This is a genomic window from Pseudomonas sp. AC112 (assembly GCF_979253545.1).
Genome location: NZ_CEEDCM010000001.1, coordinates 3,121,116 through 3,141,061 on the forward strand (window position 1 = coordinate 3,121,116; position 19,946 = coordinate 3,141,061).

Below are 19,946 nucleotides of genomic sequence, written 5' to 3' on the forward strand. Positions count from 1 at the left end.
CTGAAAATGGGACTACTCTTTCAGCAATGCTTGATCCAGATCAATGCCCGCCCGGGCGTTGGCCTGGCGGCCCCAGGGCCAGATTCCCTACGCGGTGGGTTAAAAAAAGAAACGAATTGAAATTCGCCAGACTCCATATCCGTGGGGGCAGTGGGTGCAGGCTCCCGCCAGCAGCCGGTATTACCTGACAGAGGAAGACTTATGTTCGGTTTGGAGGCGCTAGATCTCGCCCGAATTCAATTTGCGTTCACCATCTCTTTCCACATCCTGTTCCCGGCGATCACCATCGGCCTGGCCAGTTACCTCGCGGTGCTGGAAGGCTTGTGGCTCAAGACCCATAACGACACCTACCGTGACCTCTACCATTTCTGGTCGAAGATCTTTGCCGTCAACTTCGGCATGGGCGTGGTCTCCGGGTTGGTCATGGCGTACCAGTTCGGCACCAACTGGAGCCGCTTCTCGGATTTCGCCGGCGCCGTCACCGGCCCGCTCCTGACCTACGAAGTGCTCACGGCCTTCTTCCTCGAGGCTGGTTTCCTCGGCGTGATGCTGTTCGGCTGGAACAAGGTCGGGCGCAACCTGCACTTCTTCTCCACCGTGATGGTGGCCGTGGGCACGCTGATTTCCACATTCTGGATCCTCTCGTCCAACAGCTGGATGCAGACGCCCCAGGGCTTCGAAATCATTGATGGCCGCGTGATTCCCACCGATTGGTTCGCCGTGGTCTTCAACCCGTCGTTCCCGTATCGCCTGGCGCACATGGCCACGGCGGCCTTTGTGGCCACGGCGTTCTTCGTCGGCTCATCGGCGGCCTGGCACCTGCTGCGCGGCAAGGACAACCCGGCGATCCGCAAAATGCTCTCGATGGCCATGTGGATGGCCCTGATCGTTGCGCCTATCCAGGCGGTGATTGGCGACTTCCATGGTCTCAACACCTTGAAGCACCAACCGGCAAAGATCGCCGCGATCGAAGGCCACTGGGAAAACATCGGCAACGAGCCGACGCCGCTGATCCTGTTTGGCTGGCCCGACATGAAGGCCGAGAAAACCAAGTACGCGGTTGAAATTCCGTACCTGGGCAGCCTGATCCTCACCCACTCCCTGGATAAGCAGGTACCGGCGCTCAAGGAGTTCCCGCCCGAGGACCGTCCCAACTCGACCATTGTGTTCTGGTCGTTCCGGGTCATGGTCGGCCTGGGCTTCCTGATGATCTTCACCGGCCTGTTCAGCCTCTGGCTGCGCCGGGGCGACAAGATGTATACGTCCAAGCCGTTCCTGTACCTGGCGCTGTGGATGGGGCCGTCCGGCCTGATCGCGATTCTTGCCGGCTGGTTCACCACCGAGATCGGTCGCCAGCCGTGGGTGGTCTACGGGCTGATGCGCACGGCGGACGCATCCTCCGGGCATAGCCTGGCGCAGATGACGATCACCCTGGTGTTGTTCGTGGTGGTGTACTTCGCGCTGTTCGGTGCGGGCCTGGGCTACATGATGCGCCTGGTGCGCAAAGGGCCTCAGACCCACGAAGGCAGCGAACCTACCCACGGTGGCCCTGGCCAGAAACGCACACCGGCTCGTCCGTTGTCTGCAGCCGATGACGGCAGCGACGACGATCACGCGCACATCCAGCACAAGGGGCATTGAGATGGGTATTGATCTTCCGCTGATCTGGGCCGTGATCATCATCTTCGGCATCATGATGTACGTGGTCATGGACGGCTTCGACCTGGGTATCGGCATCCTGTTTCCGTTTATCCCCGGCAAGACCGACCGTGATGTGATGATGAACACCGTGGCCCCGGTGTGGGACGGTAACGAAACCTGGCTGGTGCTGGGGGGCGCGGCGCTGTTCGGCGCGTTCCCATTGGCCTATTCAGTGGTGTTGTCGGCGCTGTACCTGCCGCTGATCCTGATGTTGATCGGTTTGATCTTCCGTGGCGTGGCCTTCGAGTTCCGCTTCAAGGCCAAGGATCACAAGCGTCACCTGTGGGACAAGGCCTTCATCGGCGGCTCGCTGGCAGCGACGTTCTTCCAGGGCGTGGCGCTGGGGGCGTTTATCGACGGCATCCCGGTGGTGGATCGCCAGTTTGCCGGCGGCTCGCTGGACTGGCTCACGCCGTTCACGATGTTCTGCGGCGTGGCGCTGATCATCGCCTACGCGTTGCTCGGCTGCACCTGGCTGATTATGAAGACCGAAGGCCCGCTGCAGGAGAAGATGCACAACCTCGCACGGCCGTTGGCCTTCGTGGTGCTGGCGGTGATTGGCATCGTGAGTATCTGGACGCCGTTGACGCACCCGGAAATCGCCTCGCGCTGGTTCACCCTGCCGAACCTGTTCTGGTTCCTGCCGGTGCCGATCCTGGTGTTGGTGACCATGTATGGGCTGATCCGCGCGGTGGCGCGTAATGCGCACTACACGCCGTTCCTGCTGACGCTGGTGCTGATCTTCCTGGGCTATAGCGGCCTGGGCATCAGCCTGTGGCCGAATATCATTCCGCCATCCGTATCGATCTGGGACGCTGCCGCGCCACCGCAAAGCCAGGGCTTCATGCTGGTGGGCACCTTATTCATCATCCCGTTCATCCTGGGCTACACCTTCTGGAGCTACTACGTGTTCCGCGGCAAGGTCACCCACGAAGACGGTTATCACTAGGAGGGTCGTCCCATGTCCGGTAAACCTTCGTTGCACGAGATTGAACAGGCCGAGAAGCAGCCATTGTGGCGACGCTTGGGGTGGCTGGCGATGATCTGGACTGGCAGCGTGCTGGCCCTGTTCGTCGTGGCCAGCCTGATGCGCATGTTCATGAATGCGGCCGGCCTGACCACCCACTGACATCCCGATCCGGGCTGTGCAGCCCGGTTTTCAACCCTGCTTTTCGCCAGAGAAGCAGGGTTTTTTTATTTGCGCGCTTTGAGGATCACGAATTTAGGCGTGGTGGCGACTTGCTCGACACCCCGGAACAAGCGCGCCAGCTTGGTGTGATAACCCAGGTGACGGTTGCCTACTATATAGAGGGCACCACCGACCACCAGGGCTTCGCGCGCCTGTTGGAACATGCGCCAGGCGAGGAAGTCGCCCACCACCTGCTGCTGGTGAAAAGGCGGATTGCACAGCACCACGTCCAGCGATTGCGGCTCTTGCCCGGCCAGGCCGTCGGCAGCGCGCACGACGACATCGCGTTCACCGAGTGCGGCGTGCCAGTTCTCGGCTGCCGACTGCACGGCCATGTAGGACTCATCCACCAAGGTGTAGTGCGCTTCGGGGTTTTGCAGGGCGCTGGCAATCGCCAGCACACCGTTGCCGCAACCCAGGTCCGCCACGCGTGCGCTGCCCAGGTTTTTCGGCAGGTGTGGCAGGAAGGCGCGGGTGCCGATGTCCAGGCTTTCGCGGCAGAACACGTTGGCGTGGTTCAGCAGCTCGATGGCCGGGGTGTCCAACGTGTAGCGGGTGGGGTAGGGCGAGACGGCGGTGGGGCGATCTTCAACAGTGGCGATCAGCAACCGCGCTTTCTTCACCGCGAGCGACGCCTGCATCGGCCCGATGTAACGCTCCAGCAACTCGCCCGCCGCCCGTGGCAAGTGCTTGATCATTGCCCCGGCGATCACTTCTGCGCCCGGCGCCAATTGGCCCTGCAAGCGGATCAGCTGTTCCTCCAGCAAGGCCAGGGTTTTCGGCACACGGATCAGCACACGATCAAAAGGGCCGACCGGAAACTGGCTGGCGGGAATAAAGGCCACCGCATCAAAGGCCTTGCCGTTGCGCACCAGGTTTTTCTCCAGGCCCTGGGCGGCCAGGAATGAATCGCCGCTGGACGTGACTTGCACCTGGCCTTGAAGGCTGGCAGCCAGGGCGCCGAAGCTGTCATTAAGCACCAGCACGCGCGTCGTCACCGTCGGCTGCTGTTCGGCCAGATGACTGAGCAGGTACTCGTCGGCGGCATCGAAGGCTTGCAGCGGATCGTTATGTTGCTCTGGCTGGCGAATCAGATCGAGCTGGGCGAAGGGGCTTTCGAGCAGGGGCATGGCGGGGGAGGCTCTGGGTAAACGATGGGTGTTCGGCAGTCTTCGGCCAAACCGTCTGAGTGAACAACGGGCGGCCCCGGGGGCTGCTCAACACTCAGAATTGGCCGTAAATGTTACGTTTTTTTCAGCGGGAATACATGCGGTGTTTCTTTGCCAGTCAAATAATCCCGCTGCGTGCGGCGCAGAGCACGGCGGCAATCTTGTTATTGACCCCCAGCTTTTTGAAACAACTGCAGATATGAAAGCCAACCGTTCGTTCGGACAAGCACAGGATGGTGGCGATGTCTGCTGCGGTCTTGCCCTTGCCGGACCACATGAGGATCTCCCTTTCCCGTGAGGTTAATTTGCTGGCCGGGCTGACGTCCGGGGTCTCGGCATACTTCTGCGCCACCACGGCATGCATTGCATGGCACAGCCACAATACCTGGCCGGCTTTTTCGTAAAGCTCTTGCGGGCTGACGTCGTGTTTGCCACGTGCCAGGGTCAACATGCTGAACACACCCTGGAAATCATGTACGGCCTGGGTCCACCCCACGTTCACGCCCAAGGTCTGGGCCAGCGACCAGAGGCTGGGTGCGTCCTTAAAGGTCTTTTCCTCCCAGACAATAGGCAATACACACTCTTTGCAGCGTTTCACAATGGGGTCTACATCGAAGAAGCGTGCCTGTTTATATAAAGTTGTCCATTCGTTTGGGTAGTTGCTGATTTCAAATGGATTGGTTTGGTTGTTTGGCTGTTGGGATGTCATCTTGAAAGAGCAGTATTGAAAGCCCAGCTCATACGCCTGGTTGATGACCATCTCAAACACACTGGTGATCTCGTTCTCGCCTTCCAGCTTACGGAGTCGGGTATTTCGCCAATTGATCATTGGTCACTCTCCATGGTTTTCATGGCCTGGGGTACGTCCTGAACCCCCAAAACCGCACGAAAGTGAGTGTAGGACACGGACTACATTGCGAGAGAAAATTTTCGTTCTTGCGCGGGCGGGTTTAAGAATTTTTCTGCCAGGGGTAAGTTGGCGCTGCTAGCTGCTAGTTGGAAAGTCCCGGCTTTTTAGGGGCTTGAAGATGCTGTAGCGGCCAACTAACAACCTGTTTATAAAACTGCCTGGAACGCTAATAGCGAATTGATTAGTGGTGCAATTATGTTGCCATCATCGTGTACGTTGATGATGCCACTACCCTGCGTGGGTGTTTCCGCGCGCGACTTTGAGGGACACTAGGGCACCTGTAGAACGGAGCCCCCCATGACGGCCAGTGCTGAGAAATTTACCCGCCAGACCTTGCTCGACGTGCAATCGCTGACCCCCAGCCTGTTTACCTTGCGCACCACTCGTGACCCGGGCTTTCGGTTTACCGCGGGCCAGTTCGTGCGCCTGGGGGTGACCAAGGCGGATGGGAGCACCGTATGGCGTGCGTACTCCTTGGTGTCATCACCGTTTGACGAGCATCTGGACTTCTTCTCCATCGTCGTCCCGGACGGTGAGTTCACCAGCGAGCTGAGCCGCCTGCGGGTGGGCGATACCTTGATGGTGGAGCGCCAGGCCACCGGGTTCCTGACGTTGAGCCGATTCGTGGATGGCCGTGACTTGTGGATGCTGGGCACCGGCACCGGGGTAGCGCCGTTTCTGTCGATCCTGCAGGACTTCGAGGCCTGGGAGAAATTCGAACGCATCATCCTGGTGTACAGCGCGCGCGAGGCCAAGGAGTTGGCTTACCAAACCCTGATCAAGGAACTGGGCGAACGCGAGTACCTGGCTGAATACGCACACAAGCTCACCTACATCCCGACCGTCACCCGTGAACAGCATCCGGGGGCGCTCAACGGGCGCATTACCACACTGATCGAGAACGGCGAGTTGGAGCGCGCAGCCGGCGTCGAGTTGACCCCGGAACATTCGCGCGTGCTGATTTGCGGCAACCCGCAGATGGTCGATGACACGCGGCAGTTACTCAAACAGCGCGACATGAACCTGAGCTTGAGCCGCCGCCCCGGCCAGGTGGCGGTGGAAAACTACTGGTAATAAAAAAGGCGCTTCAAGCAGGCGCCTTTTTTTCAAGCCGATATTTACTGCAGCGGCTTGTCGTTCTGTGCCTTGAGCAGATCGCGGATCTCACCCAGCAACACTTCTTCCTTGCTCGGCGTCGGTGGCAGGCTCGGCGCCACGGCCTCTTCACGCTTCAGGCGGTTGATTGCCTTCACACCCATGAAGATCGCAAACGCGATGATGACAAAGTCGATGATGCTTTGGATGAACTTGCCGTACGCCAGGACAACCGCAGGCAGATCGCCTTGCGCTGCCTTGAGCGTTATCGCCAGGTCGCCGAAGTCCACCCCCCCGATCAGCAGACCGAGCGGTGGCATCACCACGTCGCCTACAAACGAGGAAACAATTTTGCCGAAGGCTGCGCCGATGATAATACCGACGGCCATGTCGACCACATTACCTTTGACCGCGAAGGCCTTGAACTCACTGATCACGCCCATAGGTTATTCCTTGTTACAGATGAGAAGGGTGGAACCCAGTGTAATTCAGTCATAGCGGGCTTGCCCGACACAACTGTTAACACTGTTAGTTTTTATCGACACATTAAATCGCAAATAGTTTGCAAAGTGCCACCAATCGCGCGCGAAATACCCGCTATATCAGTGGGTTACCACATTATTTTATTAATCGGGTTGGTACGGCTTTTCTATTTATCTTCTGACGCTCGGGTCACTAGCCTCTGGCAAGCACAACTGAATGTGCACCAAAAAAACCAGAGGAAACCTCGATGAAGAATCCAATGAGCCGCAGGCCTGTTTCAGCGCGATCTGCGTTGGTGCTGGTGACTGCCAGCCTGCTTTCCCTGTCTGTGCAAGCCGCCAACCTGACCCGCGATAATGGCGCTGCCGTGGGTGACAACCAGAACTCGCAGACCGCCGGCGCTACTGGCCCGGTGCTGCTGCAAGACGTACAGCTTATTCAAAAACTGCAGCGTTTCGACCGCGAGCGCATCCCTGAGCGGGTGGTGCACGCGCGTGGCACCGGCGCCCACGGCACCTTCACCGTCACTGACAACCTCAGCGACCTGACCAAGGCCAAGGTGTTCGCCGCCGGCGAAGCCACGCCGGTATTCGTACGCTTCTCCGCCGTGGTCCACGGCAACCACTCCCCGGAAACCCTGCGCGACCCACGCGGCTTCGCCACCAAGTTCTACACCGCAGAAGGTAACTGGGACCTGGTAGGCAACAACTTCCCGACGTTCTTTATCCGCGATGCCATCAAGTTCCCGGACATGGTCCACGCCTTCAAGCCGGACCCACGCACCAACCTGGACGATGACTCTCGTCGCTTCGACTTCTTCTCCCATGTGCCCGAAGCCACTCGTACGCTGACCGAGTTGTACTCCGACTCCGGCACCCCGGCCAGCTACCGGGAAATGGACGGCAACGGTGTGCATGCCTACAAGTTGATCAACGCTAAAGGCGAAGTGCACTACGTCAAGTTCCACTGGAAGAGCCTGCAAGGCATCAAGAACCTCGACGCCAAGCAGGTCACCGAAGTCCAGGGCCGCGACTACAGCCACATGACCAACGACCTGGTCACCCATATCAACAAGGGCGACTTCCCCAAGTGGGACCTGTACGTGCAGGTGCTCAAGCCTGAAGACCTGGCCAAGTTCGATTTCGACCCGCTGGACGCCACCAAGATCTGGCCGAATGTGCCTGAGCGCAAAGTCGGGCAAATGGTGCTGAACCGCAACCCGGCCAACGTCTTCCAGGAAACCGAGCAAGTGGCCATGGCCCCGGCCAACCTGGTGCCGGGTATCGAACCGTCGGAAGATCGTTTGCTACAAGGCCGCGTATTTTCCTACGCCGACACCCAGATGTACCGCCTGGGCGCCAATGCCCTGCAACTGCCGATCAACGCCCCACGGGTGACCGTCAATAACGGCAACCAGGACGGCGCGATGAACTTCGGCAAGACCACGACCGGCGTGAACTACCAGCCAAGCCGCCTGTTGCCACGGGAAGAGCCGCAACCCGCACGCTACAGCCAGTCGCCACTGTCGGGCAGCACCCAGCAGGCGAAGATCCAGCGTGAGCAGAACTTCAAGCAGGCCGGTGACCTGTACCGTTCTTTCAGCAAGAAAGAGCGCCAGGACTTGATCGACAACTTCGGCGGCTCGCTGGCGACTACCGATGACGAGAGCAAGCACATCATCCTGTCGTTCCTCTACAAGGCCGATCCCGAGTACGGCACTGGCGTGACCAAGGTTGCCAAGGGTGACCTGGCACGCGTGAAGGCGCTGGCGGCAAAACTCACCGACTGACCACGCAACCCCCTATGTAGGAGCCGGCTTGCCGGCGATGGCGTCCTCGAATACGCCATCGCCGGCAAGCCGGCTCCTACAAAAGGGGGTAATACGGAGGATTGGCTATGCGAATTTTCATAGGCGCTGTGTTGGCATGCCTGGCGTTCGGCGCGTGGGCCGAACCGGCCGACCCTGCGAAGCTCAAGACACAACTGCAGGACTATTACTTCGACGCCGCCCGCCGTGGCGACCTCGACATGCTCAACACCTTCATCGACTCCGGCTACAGCCTCAACACCCAAGACGATAAGGGCTACACCGCGTTGATCCTCGCCGCCTACCACGGCCAGGGCCCGTTCGTGGAGCGCCTGCTCAACGCCGGTGCCGACGCCTGCGTGCAGGACAAACGCGGCAACACGGCGCTGATGGGTGCGATCTTCAAGGGCGAGTTGAAAATCGCCCAACGCTTGCTGACCACCGACTGCAACCCCGACCAACGCAACGGTGCCGGGCAGACGGCGGCCATGTACGCCGGGTTGTTCAAGCGGGTCGAGTTGCTGGACGAACTGAAAGCCAGAGGCGCCGATCTCAACGCCGAAGACCCGGTCGGCAACAGTGCTTCACGATTGGCCAGCGGTGAAATCCGGACCCCGGCGCCGCGCTGAGCTATCATCGCGGTTTTTCAGTTGGAGGTTCTCAAATGGCAAAGGCCAAGCGCATGTACGGCTGCACGGAGTGCGGCGCGACCTTTCCCAAGTGGGCCGGCCAGTGCACCGAGTGCGGCGCGTGGAACACCCTGACTGAAACCATGATCGAGAGTGGCGGCGCCGCAGCCCCCACCGGTCGTGCCGGCTGGACCGGGCAACAGGCACAGATCAAGACCCTGGCCGAAGTCAGCGTCGAAGAGATCCCGCGTTTCTCCACCGCGTCCGGCGAATTGGACCGGGTGCTGGGCGGCGGCCTGGTGGACGGCTCAGTGGTGCTGATCGGCGGCGATCCGGGCATCGGCAAGTCGACCATCCTGCTGCAAACCTTGTGCAGCATCGCCAGCCGCATGCCGGCGCTGTATGTCACCGGCGAAGAATCCCAGCAGCAAGTCGCCATGCGCGCCCGTCGCCTGGGGTTGCCCCAGGACCAACTGCGGGTGATGACCGAGACCTGCATCGAAAGCATCATCGCCACGGCGCGTATCGAGAAGCCCAAGGTCATGGTGATCGACTCGATCCAGACGATTTTCACTGAACAATTGCAGTCGGCGCCGGGCGGCGTGTCCCAGGTGCGCGAGAGTGCGGCGCTGCTGGTACGGTACGCCAAGCAGAGCGGCACGGCGATTTTCCTGGTCGGCCATGTGACCAAAGAGGGCGCACTGGCCGGGCCACGGGTGCTGGAACATATGGTCGACACCGTGCTGTATTTCGAAGGCGAGTCCGACGGCCGCCTACGTTTGCTGCGGGCGGTGAAGAACCGTTTTGGCGCGGTGAACGAGTTGGGTGTGTTTGCCATGACTGACCGTGGGCTGAAAGAAGTCTCCAACCCGTCGGCGATCTTTCTGACCCGCGCCCAGGAAGAAGTCCCGGGCAGTGTGGTGATGGCCACGTGGGAAGGCACCCGGCCGATGCTGGTCGAAGTCCAGGCGTTGGTGGATGACAGCCATTTGGCCAACCCGCGCCGCGTGACCCTGGGCCTTGATCAGAACCGCCTGGCGATGCTGCTGGCCGTTTTGCACCGCCACGGCGGTATTCCCACCCACGACCAGGACGTGTTCCTCAACGTGGTCGGCGGCGTCAAGGTGCTGGAGACCGCGTCCGACCTGGCATTGATGGCGGCGGTGATGTCCAGCCTGCGCAACCGGCCATTGCCCCATGACTTGCTGGTGTTTGGCGAGGTCGGTTTGTCGGGCGAGGTGCGCCCGGTGCCGAGTGGGCAGGAACGTTTGAAAGAGGCGGCCAAGCATGGCTTCAAGCGAGCGATCGTGCCTAAAGGCAATGCGCCCAAGGAGTCGCCGCCTGGGATAAAGATCATTGGCGTGACGCGACTGGAACAGGCGTTGGACGCACTGTTCGAGTAAACGCATACCCTTGTAGGAGCCGGCTTGCCGGCGATGGCGGACTGTCAGTTGACCCATCGCGATCGCCGGCAAGCCGGCTCCTACAGGGTTGCGCGGGCCGTCAGGTTTCCAGCAATGCCGCCAACTCCCGGTGCAGTTCCTCCTCATCACCCAGGTTCAGCTCGATCAGCCGCCGCAAATGGCTGATCGACTCCACGTCGATGTGCTCGCACTCAAAGCCCAACTGGCCATGATCGTCATGGGCGAGTTTGACCTGCATCTTTATATGCGCCTGCGGATCGAGGCGAATATCCACGTCGAAGAACTCCGCGCGATTACCCCGCCAGTCGTCGGGCCGTTTCACCAGTAAACCTTTCAGCGATAAATCCACCAGTTGCACCGGCCAATTCCAGCCGTCCTGTGCAATGGTCGTGCGCGCATCAAAGGCAATACGCCGAAAACGTCGGCGATCTGAGGGTTGCTCGCTCATGGTCAAATCCTCTGTGGATAGAGGGATTGTAGCCCCGAGCCATCATCGGGCCTTTATTTCTGCTTTTTTTGCCGCCGCAAGGCTCTAGACCAACGTAGGGGGGTGGCCTTTAAGGCCAGTAGCGCTAAACTCCGGATGGCTGTCCTTTCTGTCCACCCTGGCTGGAATATAAAAATGAAAAATAATAATAGCCTGCTACGCCACCTACCCTGGCTGGTGCTGGCAATTGTAGGAGCGTGCGCCCTGGGCGTAGTGGCCTTGCGCCGCGGCGAAGCGATCAACGCCTTGTGGATTGTGGTCGCTGCTGTGGCCATCTACCTGGTTGCGTACCGTTACTACAGTCTGTTCATCGCTAATAACGTGATGCAACTCGATCCACGGCGGGCCACCCCCGCAGTGATCAACAACGACGGTCTGGACTATGTGCCGACCAACAAACACATCCTTTTCGGTCACCACTTTGCGGCGATTGCCGGTGCAGGCCCGCTGGTCGGCCCGGTGCTGGCGGCGCAAATGGGCTATCTGCCCGGCACGCTCTGGCTGATTGCCGGCGTGGTGCTGGCCGGCGCGGTGCAGGACTTCATGATCCTGTTCCTGTCCACGCGTCGTAACGGCCGTTCCCTCGGCGACATGGTTCGCGAAGAGATGGGCCGCATCCCGGGGACCATCGCGCTGTTCGGCTGCTTCCTGATCATGATCATCATCCTCGCGGTGCTGGCGCTGATCGTGGTCAAGGCCCTGGCCGAGAGCCCGTGGGGCATCTTCACGGTGATGGCGACCATCCCGATCGCGATGTTCATGGGCATCTACATGCGCTACATCCGTCCGGGCCGCATCGGTGAAATTTCGATCATCGGCGTGCTGTTGCTGCTGGGGTCGATCTGGCTGGGCGGGCAGATTGCCGCTGATCCGGTCTGGGCCAAGGCCTTCACCTTCACCGGCATTCAAATAACCTGGATGCTGATCGGCTACGGTTTCGTCGCCGCAGTGCTGCCGGTGTGGCTGATCCTGGCGCCACGTGACTACCTCTCCACCTTCCTGAAAATCGGCACCATCATCGCCCTGGCCATCGGCATCCTGGTGACCATGCCCGACCTGAAAATGCCGGCACTGACCCAGTTCATCGACGGCACCGGCCCGGTGTGGAAGGGCGGCCTGTTCCCGTTCCTGTTCATTACCATTGCCTGTGGCGCGGTCTCGGGTTTCCACGCGCTGATCTCTTCGGGCACCACGCCGAAGTTGCTGGCCAGTGAAAGCCATGCCCGCTACATCGGTTACGGCGGCATGTTGATGGAATCGTTCGTGGCCATCATGGCGATGGTTGCCGCGTCGGTGATCGAGCCGGGCGTGTACTTCGCCATGAACAGCCCGGCCGCGATTGTCGGTACCGACGTGGTCACCGTGGCACAGACTGTCAGCAGCTGGGGCTTTGCGATTACGCCCGAGGCGCTGTCTGCCGTGGCCCATGACATCGGTGAAACCACCATCCTGGCACGCGCCGGTGGTGCTCCGACCCTGGCGGTGGGTATCGCGCAGATCCTGCACAGCGTACTGCCGGGTCAGAACACCATGGCGTTCTGGTACCACTTTGCGATCCTGTTCGAAGCGCTGTTCATCCTGACGGCCGTCGACGCCGGTACCCGTGCCGGTCGCTTCATGCTGCAGGACCTGTTGGGCTCCTTCGTGCCGGCGCTCAAACGCACCGAGTCGTGGACCGCCAACCTGATCGCGACCGCCGGTTGCGTGGCGATGTGGGGTTACCTGCTGTACCAAGGCGTGATCGACCCACTGGGCGGCATCAACACCTTGTGGCCGCTGTTCGGTATCTCCAACCAGATGTTGGCCGGTATCGCGCTGATGCTTGCAACGGTTGTGCTGATCAAAATGAAACGCCAACGCTACATCTGGGTGACCATGCTGCCGGCCGTCTGGCTGCTGATCTGCACCACCACCGCGGGCTTCATCAAGCTGTTCGACGCCAACCCGGCGATCGGCTTCCTGTCGCTGGCCAAGAAGTACAGCGATGCATTGGCCAACGGCCAGATCCTGGCCCCGGCCAAGAGCATCGACCAGATGCAGCACGTGATCTGGAACGCCTACACCAACGCAACGCTGACGGCGCTGTTCCTGTTCGTGGTCTTCAGCATCCTGTTCTATGCGCTCAAGGTCGGCGTCGCCGCCTGGGGCAACAAAGAGCGTACGGATAAAGAAGCCCCGTTCCAGGCGGTACCGGACGCGTGATCGAGGATTGCAACCATGTTCAATGACATCAGTCGCCTCGGTAAATACCTCGGTCAGGCCGCGCGCCTGATGGTCGGCATGCCCGACTACGACACCTACGTCGAGCATATGCAAACCAAACACCCGGACAAGCCGATGATGGACTACAAGGCGTTCTTCCGGGAACGCCAAGAGGCCCGTTACGGCGGTAAGGGTGGGCCCAAGTGCTGTTGAAACGACGCACTTGATCACAACACCTCACTGTAGGAGCCCGGCTTGCCGGCGATGGCGATTTCAACACCGCCATCGCCGGTAAGCCGGTCTCCTACAGTTTTTTCAGCGCATGGGAGATTTGTGTTTTGTTGACCCCCATTCCCGTCACCGTACTCAGCGGCTTCCTTGGCGCTGGCAAAACGACCTTGCTGCGCCACCTGCTCAAGGCCGAGCACGGGCTTAAAATCGCCGTGATCGAAAACGAATTCAGTGACGCCGGCATCGACACCCAGCTGTTGGGTGCCGAGCCTGTGCAAGTCATGACCCTGTCTAACGGCTGCGTGTGCTGCACCATCCACACCGACCTGACCAAGGCCCTTTACCTGCTGCTCGAACGCCTGGACAGCGGCGAGATCGCCTTCGACCGCCTGGTGATCGAGTGCACCGGCCTGGCCGACCCGGCACCCGTGGCCCAGACTTTTTTCATCGACGAGGAGCTGCGCGAGCGCTACATCCTCGACGGCATCATCACCCTGGTGGACGCCGCCCACGCCGAGCACCACCTGACCCAGACCATCGCCCAGGCCCAGATCGGCTTTGCCGACCGCCTGCTGGTGAGCAAGCGCGACCTGGTGGATGACGCCACCTTCGATGCACTCAGCGAGCGCCTCACCCGCATCAACCGCCGTGCGCCGATTCGTGTGGTGGACCATGGCAACATCGACCTGGCGGAATTGCTCGATGTACGCGGCTTCAACCTCAACGCTGGCATGAGCCTGCGCCCGGTCAGTGCTGCGCCGTCCATCGACCGCATTTCCAGCCTGGTGCTGCGGACTGAGGAGCCGCTGGATATCGACCGGCTCAGCGAGTTTATGAACGAGCTGCTGGAAGACCACGGCAAGCAATTGCTGCGTTACAAGGGCGTGCTGAACATTGCCGGCGAAGACCGGCGCATGGTGTTCCAGGGTGTTCTGAAGCTCTACGGTTTCGATTGGGATACCGAGTGGGCCGAAGGCGAGGTGCGCGAGAGCGTGATTGTGTTTATTGCCGATGAGTTACCGGAAGACAAAATCCGCGAAGGATTTGCACGGGTTTACGAATCCTGAATTGAAATACGATCAAAAATGTGGGAGCGGGCTTGCTCGCGAAAGCGGTCTTTCAGTGGATACATGTGCTGACTGAACCACTGCTTTCGCGAGCAAGCCCGCTCCCACATTGATTGCATCTCAACTCAAATTTTGCACATAAAAAAGCCCGGCTCTAGAGCCGGGCTTCTTGTTCAAGCAACTGCAATCAAGCGCCGTACACCGGCAGCTTCTTGCAGATGGCCTTGACCTTCTCACGCACCGCGTCGATCACGGCTTCGTTGTTCAGGTCTGCCAGGATGTCGCAGATCCAGCCTGCCAGTTCCTTGCACTCTGCTTCCTTGAAGCCGCGAGTGGTCACCGCCGGGGTGCCGAAGCGCAGGCCCGAGGTGACGAACGGCGAACGTGGGTCGTTCGGCACGGAGTTTTTGTTCACGGTGATGAAGGCTTTGCCCAAGGCAGCGTCAGCATCTTTACCGGAAATGTCCTGCTTGATCAGCGACAGCAGGAACAGGTGGTTCTCGGTACCGCCGGAGACTACGTCGAAGCCGCGCTCGATGAACACGCTGGCCATGGTCTGGGCGTTCTTGACCACTTGTTGCTGGTAGGTCTTGAACTCAGGCTGCAGGGCTTCCTTGAAGCAGATCGCTTTGGCGGCGATCACGTGCTCCAGCGGGCCACCCTGGGCGCCTGGGAATACAGCGGAGTTCAGCTTCTTCTCGATGTCAGCGTTGGCGCGCGCCAGGATCAGGCCGCCACGTGGACCGCGCAGGGTCTTGTGGGTCGTGGTGGTCACGACGTCAGCGTAAGGCACCGGGTTCGGGTAGACGCCAGCGGCGACCAGACCGGCCACGTGGGCCATGTCGACGAACAGGTACGCGCCCACTTTGTCTGCGATTGCGCGGAAACGTGGGAAGTCCAGGATCTGCGAGTAGGCAGAGAAACCAGCCACGATCATTTTTGGCTTGTGTTCAACCGCCAGGCGCTCGACTTCGTCGTAGTCGATCAGGCCGTTGGCATCGATACCGTATTGAACGGCGTTGTACAGCTTGCCGGAGGAGGAAACGCTGGCGCCGTGGGTCAGGTGACCGCCGTGGGCCAGGCTCATGCCCAGGATGGTGTCGCCGCCTTGCAGCAGGGCCAGGTACACGGCGCTGTTGGCTTGGGAACCGGCGTGCGGCTGGACGTTGGCGTAATCGGCGCCGAACAGTTCTTTGGCACGGTCGATGGCCAGCTGCTCAACCACGTCGACGTACTCGCAACCACCGTAGTAGCGCTTGCCTGGGTAACCTTCGGCGTACTTGTTGGTCAGAACCGAACCTTGAGCCTCCATCACCGCAGGGCTGGTGTAGTTTTCCGAAGCGATCAGCTCAATGTGCTCTTCCTGGCGCACGGCTTCTTGCTCCATGGCGGCGAAGAGATCGGCGTCGTACTTGGCAATAGTCAAATCACGGCTGAACATGGCGGTCCTCAAGGATCGGGGGCAGAAAAGGAGGGCATTCTAACCCAATGGGTTTTAGATGGCATATGAAAGGACATCATGTCGCGGATAAGCGGGGCTCATCTGGGGATAAGCGGTGATGGTACGGCCGCCATCGCCGGCAAGCCGGCTCCTACAGTTGGAATGCGATCACCTGTAGGAGCCGGCTTGCCGGCGATGAGGCCAGTCGCCTCACCGCAACATTTCAGTCGAACATGAACAGCGCATCATTGCTGAACTGCGCCTCGAACCGGTTCGCCGGCATCGGCCGCCCGAACAGGTAACCCTGCACCTCGTCACACCCATGCTCACGCAGGAAGTCCAACTGCTCATGGGTTTCCACGCCCTCGGCGATCACCGCCAGGTTCAGGCTGTGGGCCATGGCGATAATGGCGCGGGCAATCTGCGCATCCTGTTCGCCGGAGGGCAGGCCATCCACGAAGGTGCGGTCGATCTTCAACACGTCGATGGGGAATTGCTTGAGGTAGTTGAGCGACGAATAGCCCGTGCCGAAGTCGTCGACCGCAATGCTCAGGCCCAGGTTTTTCAGGCTGTCGAGGATCTGCATGGCCTCGTTGACTTCGCGCATCAGGATACTTTCGGTCAACTCCAGCTCCAGGCACGCCGGCGGCAGCCCGGTGTCCTTGAGGATGGTGGCAATGCGCGTGCCCAACTGGCCGTCGGAGAACTGCCGCGCAGAGATGTTCACCGAGACTTTCGGCACGCGCACCTTGTTCTGGTGCCAGGTCTTGAGCTGGCGACAGGCTTCGCTGATCACCCAGTCACCCACGTCCACCACCAGGCCCAGTTCTTCCAGCACCGGGATAAAGTCCCCCGGCGGCACCAGGCCACGACGCGGGTGGCGCCAGCGCAGCAAGGCCTCCGCGCCGGTCAGGCGTTTGCCGTCGCCGCTGAACTGCGGTTGGTAATAGAGCACGAATTCGTTCTGGTCCAGGGCGTGGCGCAGGTCGCTTTCCAGCTCCAGGCGCTCCAGGGCACTGGCGTTCATGTCGGCCTGGTAGAACTGGAAGTTGTTCTTGCCGCGCTCCTTGGCGTGATACATCGCGGTGTCGGCGTTTTTCATCAGCTGGCTCAGCTCATTGCCGTCCTGCGGGCTGAGGGCGATGCCGATACTGGCGGTCACAAAGAACTCGCGGCCTTCCAGTACGAAGGGTTTCACCAGGCTGGCGAGGATCTGCTCGGCTACATGAATCGCCCGGTTCAGCGCCATCTCGCGGCTGACCCGCGGTTGCAGCAGCAGCGTGAACTCGTCGCCGCCCATGCGCGCCACGGTGTCGTCTTCGGCCACGCAGCCCAACAGGCGCGTGGCCATTTCCTTGAGCATGCGGTCGCCGGCGGCGTGGCCGAGGGAGTCGTTGATCGGTTTGAAGCGGTCGAGGTCGAGGAACATCAGCACCACCCACGACTTCTGCCGTTCGGCCGACTGCAGCGCGGTGTGCAGACGGTCCTGGAACAGCGTGCGGTTGGGCAGGTGGGTCAGGGCGTCGTAGTAGGCCAGGCGGTGGATGCGCTGCTCGCTGGCCTTGCGCTCGCTGATGTCGCTGAAGAAACACACATAGCTGGCCAGGTCGCCTTCGTCGTCGAACACGGCGGTAATGCCGACCCACGCCGGGTAATGCTCGCCATTGCGGCGCTTGAGCCACACTTCGCCTTCCCAGGTGCTGTGCTGGTGCAACTGCTTGAGCACGTAGCGCAGGTGGGCTTCCTGTTGTTCGTCGACGGTGAGCATGTTCGGCAACTGGTCGAGCACATCGCTGACCGCATAGCCGCTGACCCGGCTGAAGGCCTCGTTGGCCTGCACGATATAACCCGCAGGATCGGTAATCAGGATCGCCGAGGTGGAGTGCTCGAATACCGTGGCCGCCATGCGCAAGTCTTTCTCGGCGCGGCGTTGCTGGCTGATGTCGCGGCCCACGCCGAGGATGCCCTCGAAGGCGCCGTGTTCGTCCCACACCAGCACCAGGCGCAGCTCGATCGGCACTTTGCGACCATCGGCGCGCAGGCAGTCGAACAGGAACAACTGGGTCTGCACTTCGTCGCGCAGGGTGTTCAGTGCCTCGACATCGCCCAATGCACGGCTGACCTGTTCCACCAGGCTATAAATGCCGGTCAGTTGCTGCGGGTTGGCGATGATCGACTGCCAGCCGTTCTTGAACACCCAGTCCACGTCATAGCCCAGCACGGCGTTGACCGAGGGGCTGATGTAGTTGAGGGCCAACTGGCTGTCAGTGGAGCAGATCACGTCGCTGATGCTTTCGGCCAGCATGCGGTAGCGTTGTTCGCTGTCACGCAGGGATTCGCTGGCTTCGATCTGATCGGTGATGTCCTTGGCCACCCCGATGATGCGGGTGATCTGCGCGGACTTGTCGCGGGCCAGGGCCTGTTCGCGGATGTCAAAGCGCCGCCACTGGTTGTTGCGGTGACGGAAACGCAGCTGGCATTGCAACTGGGTGGTATAGCCGACCTGGCGTTGCGCCAGGCGCAAGTCGTGGTAATGCTCGGCGTCTTCAGGGTGTAGCAGGATTTCCCAGAAGTACTCGCCCATTTGCTGCAGTTCGGCCTTGTTGTAGCCGAGGGTGTGCCCCAAATGGTGGTTGCTGAAAATCATCCGTTGGCTGATCACGTCCTGCACGTACAGGTGGTCGGGCACAGTGCGCACCACGTCCGACCAAAAGCTCTCACGCTCCACCAGCGACAGCTCGATCAGCTTGCGGCTGGTGATATCGCTGATGCTGAGGATCACGGCCTTGAAGTCGTCCTGCTGCTCCGGCAGGCGCATCACCAGCCACAGGTATTGTTCGTTGCCGGCCACGTCCTTGAGCTGGATTTCCAGCTCCAACTGGTTCTGTTGGGTCAGCACGGCTTCGAGAATCTGGTAACCGATGGACGTGGCATTGCGCGGGCAGTCATCAATCAGGCGTTCCCAGGCCTCCTCGCAGGAGCCTACGTTGAGCAGCCGCACCGCCACCTGGTTGACCTCGGTGATGCGCAGTTCCTTGAGCAGTTGCTGGCGCTGGTCGGGGTTGTCCTGCAACCAGGCGTGCAACTGCTCGCGGGTTTCGAGCAGCGTCTTGTCGAAGAAAGCGTTCAGGCCCGACAAGTCGAGCACGCACAGGGCCACGCCGGTGCCTTCGAAAATGTCCTGGTAGCGCCGGCGGCCTTCGTGCACCTGGCGCTGGCGACGGCGCATGTTAAGCAGCACGATCACCGGGACCAGTGAGAACGCCAGGCCCAGCAGGCACTTGCCGATGAAGGCCGGGAGCAATTGCTCCAGCACGGCCGTGCGGTCGAACAGCCCGCGCAATTGCCAGTCGCTTTTGCTCAGGGGCGTGACCAGTACGCTTTTATTCAGTTCGTCCGGGGTGAGGGCGCCGGCCCATTGGGCTGGCATGCCGCTGTCACGGCTGATGACGCGATGGTTGACACGATTCTCGATGACCCACATCGGGCGCTGGCCCTCACCGTCCTGGCGGGTGAGGTTGGCCAGGTAGTTGGGCGCCAGGCGCAACGCCCAATACAGGCGTGAACCGCCGCTGGGCTGGTGCAGCAACAGATAGATGATGGTGCCGTCGTTGCTGTTGCTCAGGTAATAGGACTGGGCGTGGCTACGCTGCACCAATTCTTCCAGCCAGGCGCTGTCCTGGCTGTCGGTGGCGCTGTCACTGATCATTGCGCCGCTGGGAGCGAGCAGGGCGACGCTGCGCAGTTCCGGCAGCGAGCGCTGCAAGGTGCGCATCAACGCCTGTTGTTGTTCGCTGTCGCGCGGTGGCTCGACCATCGGCAGCAGGTTCAGGGCGATCTTTGCGCTCAGGGCCATGTTCAGGCTGATCTGTTCAGCCAGGTCGGCGCTGTAGTCGATAGTGTATTGCTGCTGGTTCTTCTGGTTTTGCTGCAACTGGTCCAGCAACTGCCAGAACAATAACGCGAGCAGCATGAGGACAAGCGTCGCCAATGCGCCTTTGAGGGTGCCGTGCAGGGGCGCTCCCGGCGCAATATGAGCGGCGCGCAGAGGAGTTGGCGGCGTGACTTTGGACAAGCTGTGATCCTGCGGTTTGGCTGGACTGGCGCGCGA

At 60.7% G+C, this 19,946-nt stretch carries 16 protein-coding genes; 10 read left to right on the forward strand and 6 right to left on the reverse strand.

Translation table 11 applies throughout. The annotated features are described in order from the left end of the window. The first annotated feature begins 201 nt into the window (after nt 1-201). The 3 genes from AC0IYN_RS14510 to AC0IYN_RS14520 are packed head-to-tail and all read left to right on the forward strand — an operon-like array spanning nt 202 to nt 2,830. Nucleotides 202-1,641, forward strand: coding sequence for a cytochrome ubiquinol oxidase subunit I (locus tag AC0IYN_RS14510; protein WP_071489952.1), 1,440 nt, complete (start codon nt 202-204; stop codon nt 1,639-1,641). Nucleotide 1,642: 1 nt separating this feature from the next. Next, nucleotides 1,643-2,650, forward strand: a complete 1,008-nt coding sequence (gene cydB, locus AC0IYN_RS14515) for a cytochrome d ubiquinol oxidase subunit II (protein ID WP_078050270.1) — start codon at nt 1,643-1,645, stop codon at nt 2,648-2,650. A gap of 12 nt (nt 2,651-2,662) precedes the next feature. After that, nucleotides 2,663-2,830, forward strand: a complete 168-nt coding sequence (locus AC0IYN_RS14520) for a DUF2474 domain-containing protein (RefSeq protein WP_010206690.1) — start codon at nt 2,663-2,665, stop codon at nt 2,828-2,830. Between the two features lie 65 nt (nt 2,831-2,895). On the opposite strand, the gene AC0IYN_RS14525 is transcribed toward AC0IYN_RS14520, so the two are convergent. Together AC0IYN_RS14525 and AC0IYN_RS14530 are read right to left on the reverse strand one after the other, a co-directional pair. Next, nucleotides 2,896-4,020, reverse strand: coding sequence for a methyltransferase (locus AC0IYN_RS14525; protein WP_471841928.1), 1,125 nt, complete (start codon nt 4,018-4,020; stop codon nt 2,896-2,898). A gap of 157 nt (nt 4,021-4,177) precedes the next feature. Further along, nucleotides 4,178-4,888, reverse strand: a complete 711-nt coding sequence (locus AC0IYN_RS14530) for a helix-turn-helix transcriptional regulator (protein ID WP_457248712.1) — start codon at nt 4,886-4,888, stop codon at nt 4,178-4,180. A gap of 378 nt (nt 4,889-5,266) precedes the next feature. On the opposite strand from AC0IYN_RS14530, the gene AC0IYN_RS14535 reads away from it, so the two are divergent. After that, entirely contained in the window at nt 5,267-6,043 is a 777-nt protein-coding gene (locus AC0IYN_RS14535; RefSeq protein WP_457267958.1) for a ferredoxin--NADP reductase, read from the forward strand. A 44-nt stretch (nt 6,044-6,087) separates the two neighbouring features. Here AC0IYN_RS14535 and mscL read toward each other — a convergent pair whose 3' ends face one another. Beyond that, entirely contained in the window at nt 6,088-6,507 is a 420-nt protein-coding gene (mscL, locus tag AC0IYN_RS14540; RefSeq protein ID WP_078050265.1) for a large-conductance mechanosensitive channel protein MscL, read from the reverse strand. 287 nt (nt 6,508-6,794) lie between these two features. Between mscL and katB the strand changes: the two genes are divergently transcribed. The 3 genes from katB to radA all read left to right on the forward strand — a co-directional run bounded on the left by katB (nt 6,795) and on the right by radA (nt 10,386). After that, nucleotides 6,795-8,336, forward strand: a complete 1,542-nt coding sequence (gene katB, locus AC0IYN_RS14545) for a catalase KatB (RefSeq protein WP_457267957.1) — start codon at nt 6,795-6,797, stop codon at nt 8,334-8,336. Between the two features lie 107 nt (nt 8,337-8,443). Then, entirely contained in the window at nt 8,444-8,983 is a 540-nt protein-coding gene (locus tag AC0IYN_RS14550; protein ID WP_406600003.1) for an ankyrin repeat domain-containing protein, read from the forward strand. Between the two features lie 35 nt (nt 8,984-9,018). Continuing rightward, the gene (gene radA, locus AC0IYN_RS14555) at nt 9,019-10,386 is read left to right on the forward strand and encodes a DNA repair protein RadA (protein ID WP_016976768.1); all 1,368 of its coding nucleotides are present in this window, start codon (nt 9,019-9,021) and stop codon (nt 10,384-10,386) included. Nucleotides 10,387-10,486: 100 nt separating this feature from the next. On the opposite strand, the gene AC0IYN_RS14560 is transcribed toward radA, so the two are convergent. After that, nucleotides 10,487-10,855, reverse strand: a complete 369-nt coding sequence (locus tag AC0IYN_RS14560; RefSeq protein WP_406600004.1) for a PilZ domain-containing protein — start codon at nt 10,853-10,855, stop codon at nt 10,487-10,489. A 174-nt stretch (nt 10,856-11,029) separates the two neighbouring features. Between AC0IYN_RS14560 and AC0IYN_RS14565 the strand changes: the two genes are divergently transcribed. From AC0IYN_RS14565 to yjiA, 3 genes are all read left to right on the forward strand, one after another. Then, on the forward strand, nt 11,030-13,096 hold the full coding sequence (locus tag AC0IYN_RS14565; RefSeq protein ID WP_471841934.1) for a carbon starvation CstA family protein: 2,067 nt from the start codon (nt 11,030-11,032) through the stop codon (nt 13,094-13,096). A 15-nt stretch (nt 13,097-13,111) separates the two neighbouring features. Continuing rightward, the gene (locus AC0IYN_RS14570; protein ID WP_003176208.1) at nt 13,112-13,309 is read left to right on the forward strand and encodes a YbdD/YjiX family protein; all 198 of its coding nucleotides are present in this window, start codon (nt 13,112-13,114) and stop codon (nt 13,307-13,309) included. Between the two features lie 125 nt (nt 13,310-13,434). Beyond that, entirely contained in the window at nt 13,435-14,394 is a 960-nt protein-coding gene (gene yjiA / locus AC0IYN_RS14575; RefSeq protein ID WP_457240464.1) for a GTPase, read from the forward strand. Between the two features lie 187 nt (nt 14,395-14,581). Here yjiA and glyA read toward each other — a convergent pair whose 3' ends face one another. Beyond that, the gene (glyA, locus tag AC0IYN_RS14580) at nt 14,582-15,835 is read right to left on the reverse strand and encodes a serine hydroxymethyltransferase (RefSeq protein ID WP_017737423.1); all 1,254 of its coding nucleotides are present in this window, start codon (nt 15,833-15,835) and stop codon (nt 14,582-14,584) included. 223 nt (nt 15,836-16,058) lie between these two features. Beyond that, entirely contained in the window at nt 16,059-19,910 is a 3,852-nt protein-coding gene (locus AC0IYN_RS14585) for a bifunctional diguanylate cyclase/phosphodiesterase (protein WP_406597608.1), read from the reverse strand. Nucleotides 19,911-19,946: the final 36 nt, after the last annotated feature.

Coding starts and splice junctions, on each gene's coding strand:
- AC0IYN_RS14510 (WP_071489952.1), top strand. CDS start 202: ATGTTCGGTTTGGAGGCGCTAGATCTCGCCCGAATTCAATTTGCGTTC.
- cydB (WP_078050270.1), top strand. CDS start 1,643: ATGGGTATTGATCTTCCGCTGATCTGGGCCGTGATCATCATCTTCGGC.
- AC0IYN_RS14520 (WP_010206690.1), top strand. CDS start 2,663: ATGTCCGGTAAACCTTCGTTGCACGAGATTGAACAGGCCGAGAAGCAG.
- AC0IYN_RS14525 (WP_471841928.1), bottom strand. CDS start 4,020: ATGCCCCTGCTCGAAAGCCCCTTCGCCCAGCTCGATCTGATTCGCCAG.
- AC0IYN_RS14530 (WP_457248712.1), bottom strand. CDS start 4,888: ATGATCAATTGGCGAAATACCCGACTCCGTAAGCTGGAAGGCGAGAAC.
- AC0IYN_RS14535 (WP_457267958.1), top strand. CDS start 5,267: ATGACGGCCAGTGCTGAGAAATTTACCCGCCAGACCTTGCTCGACGTG.
- mscL (WP_078050265.1), bottom strand. CDS start 6,507: ATGGGCGTGATCAGTGAGTTCAAGGCCTTCGCGGTCAAAGGTAATGTG.
- katB (WP_457267957.1), top strand. CDS start 6,795: ATGAAGAATCCAATGAGCCGCAGGCCTGTTTCAGCGCGATCTGCGTTG.
- AC0IYN_RS14550 (WP_406600003.1), top strand. CDS start 8,444: ATGCGAATTTTCATAGGCGCTGTGTTGGCATGCCTGGCGTTCGGCGCG.
- radA (WP_016976768.1), top strand. CDS start 9,019: ATGGCAAAGGCCAAGCGCATGTACGGCTGCACGGAGTGCGGCGCGACC.
- AC0IYN_RS14560 (WP_406600004.1), bottom strand. CDS start 10,855: ATGAGCGAGCAACCCTCAGATCGCCGACGTTTTCGGCGTATTGCCTTT.
- AC0IYN_RS14565 (WP_471841934.1), top strand. CDS start 11,030: ATGAAAAATAATAATAGCCTGCTACGCCACCTACCCTGGCTGGTGCTG.
- AC0IYN_RS14570 (WP_003176208.1), top strand. CDS start 13,112: ATGTTCAATGACATCAGTCGCCTCGGTAAATACCTCGGTCAGGCCGCG.
- glyA (WP_017737423.1), bottom strand. CDS start 15,835: ATGTTCAGCCGTGATTTGACTATTGCCAAGTACGACGCCGATCTCTTC.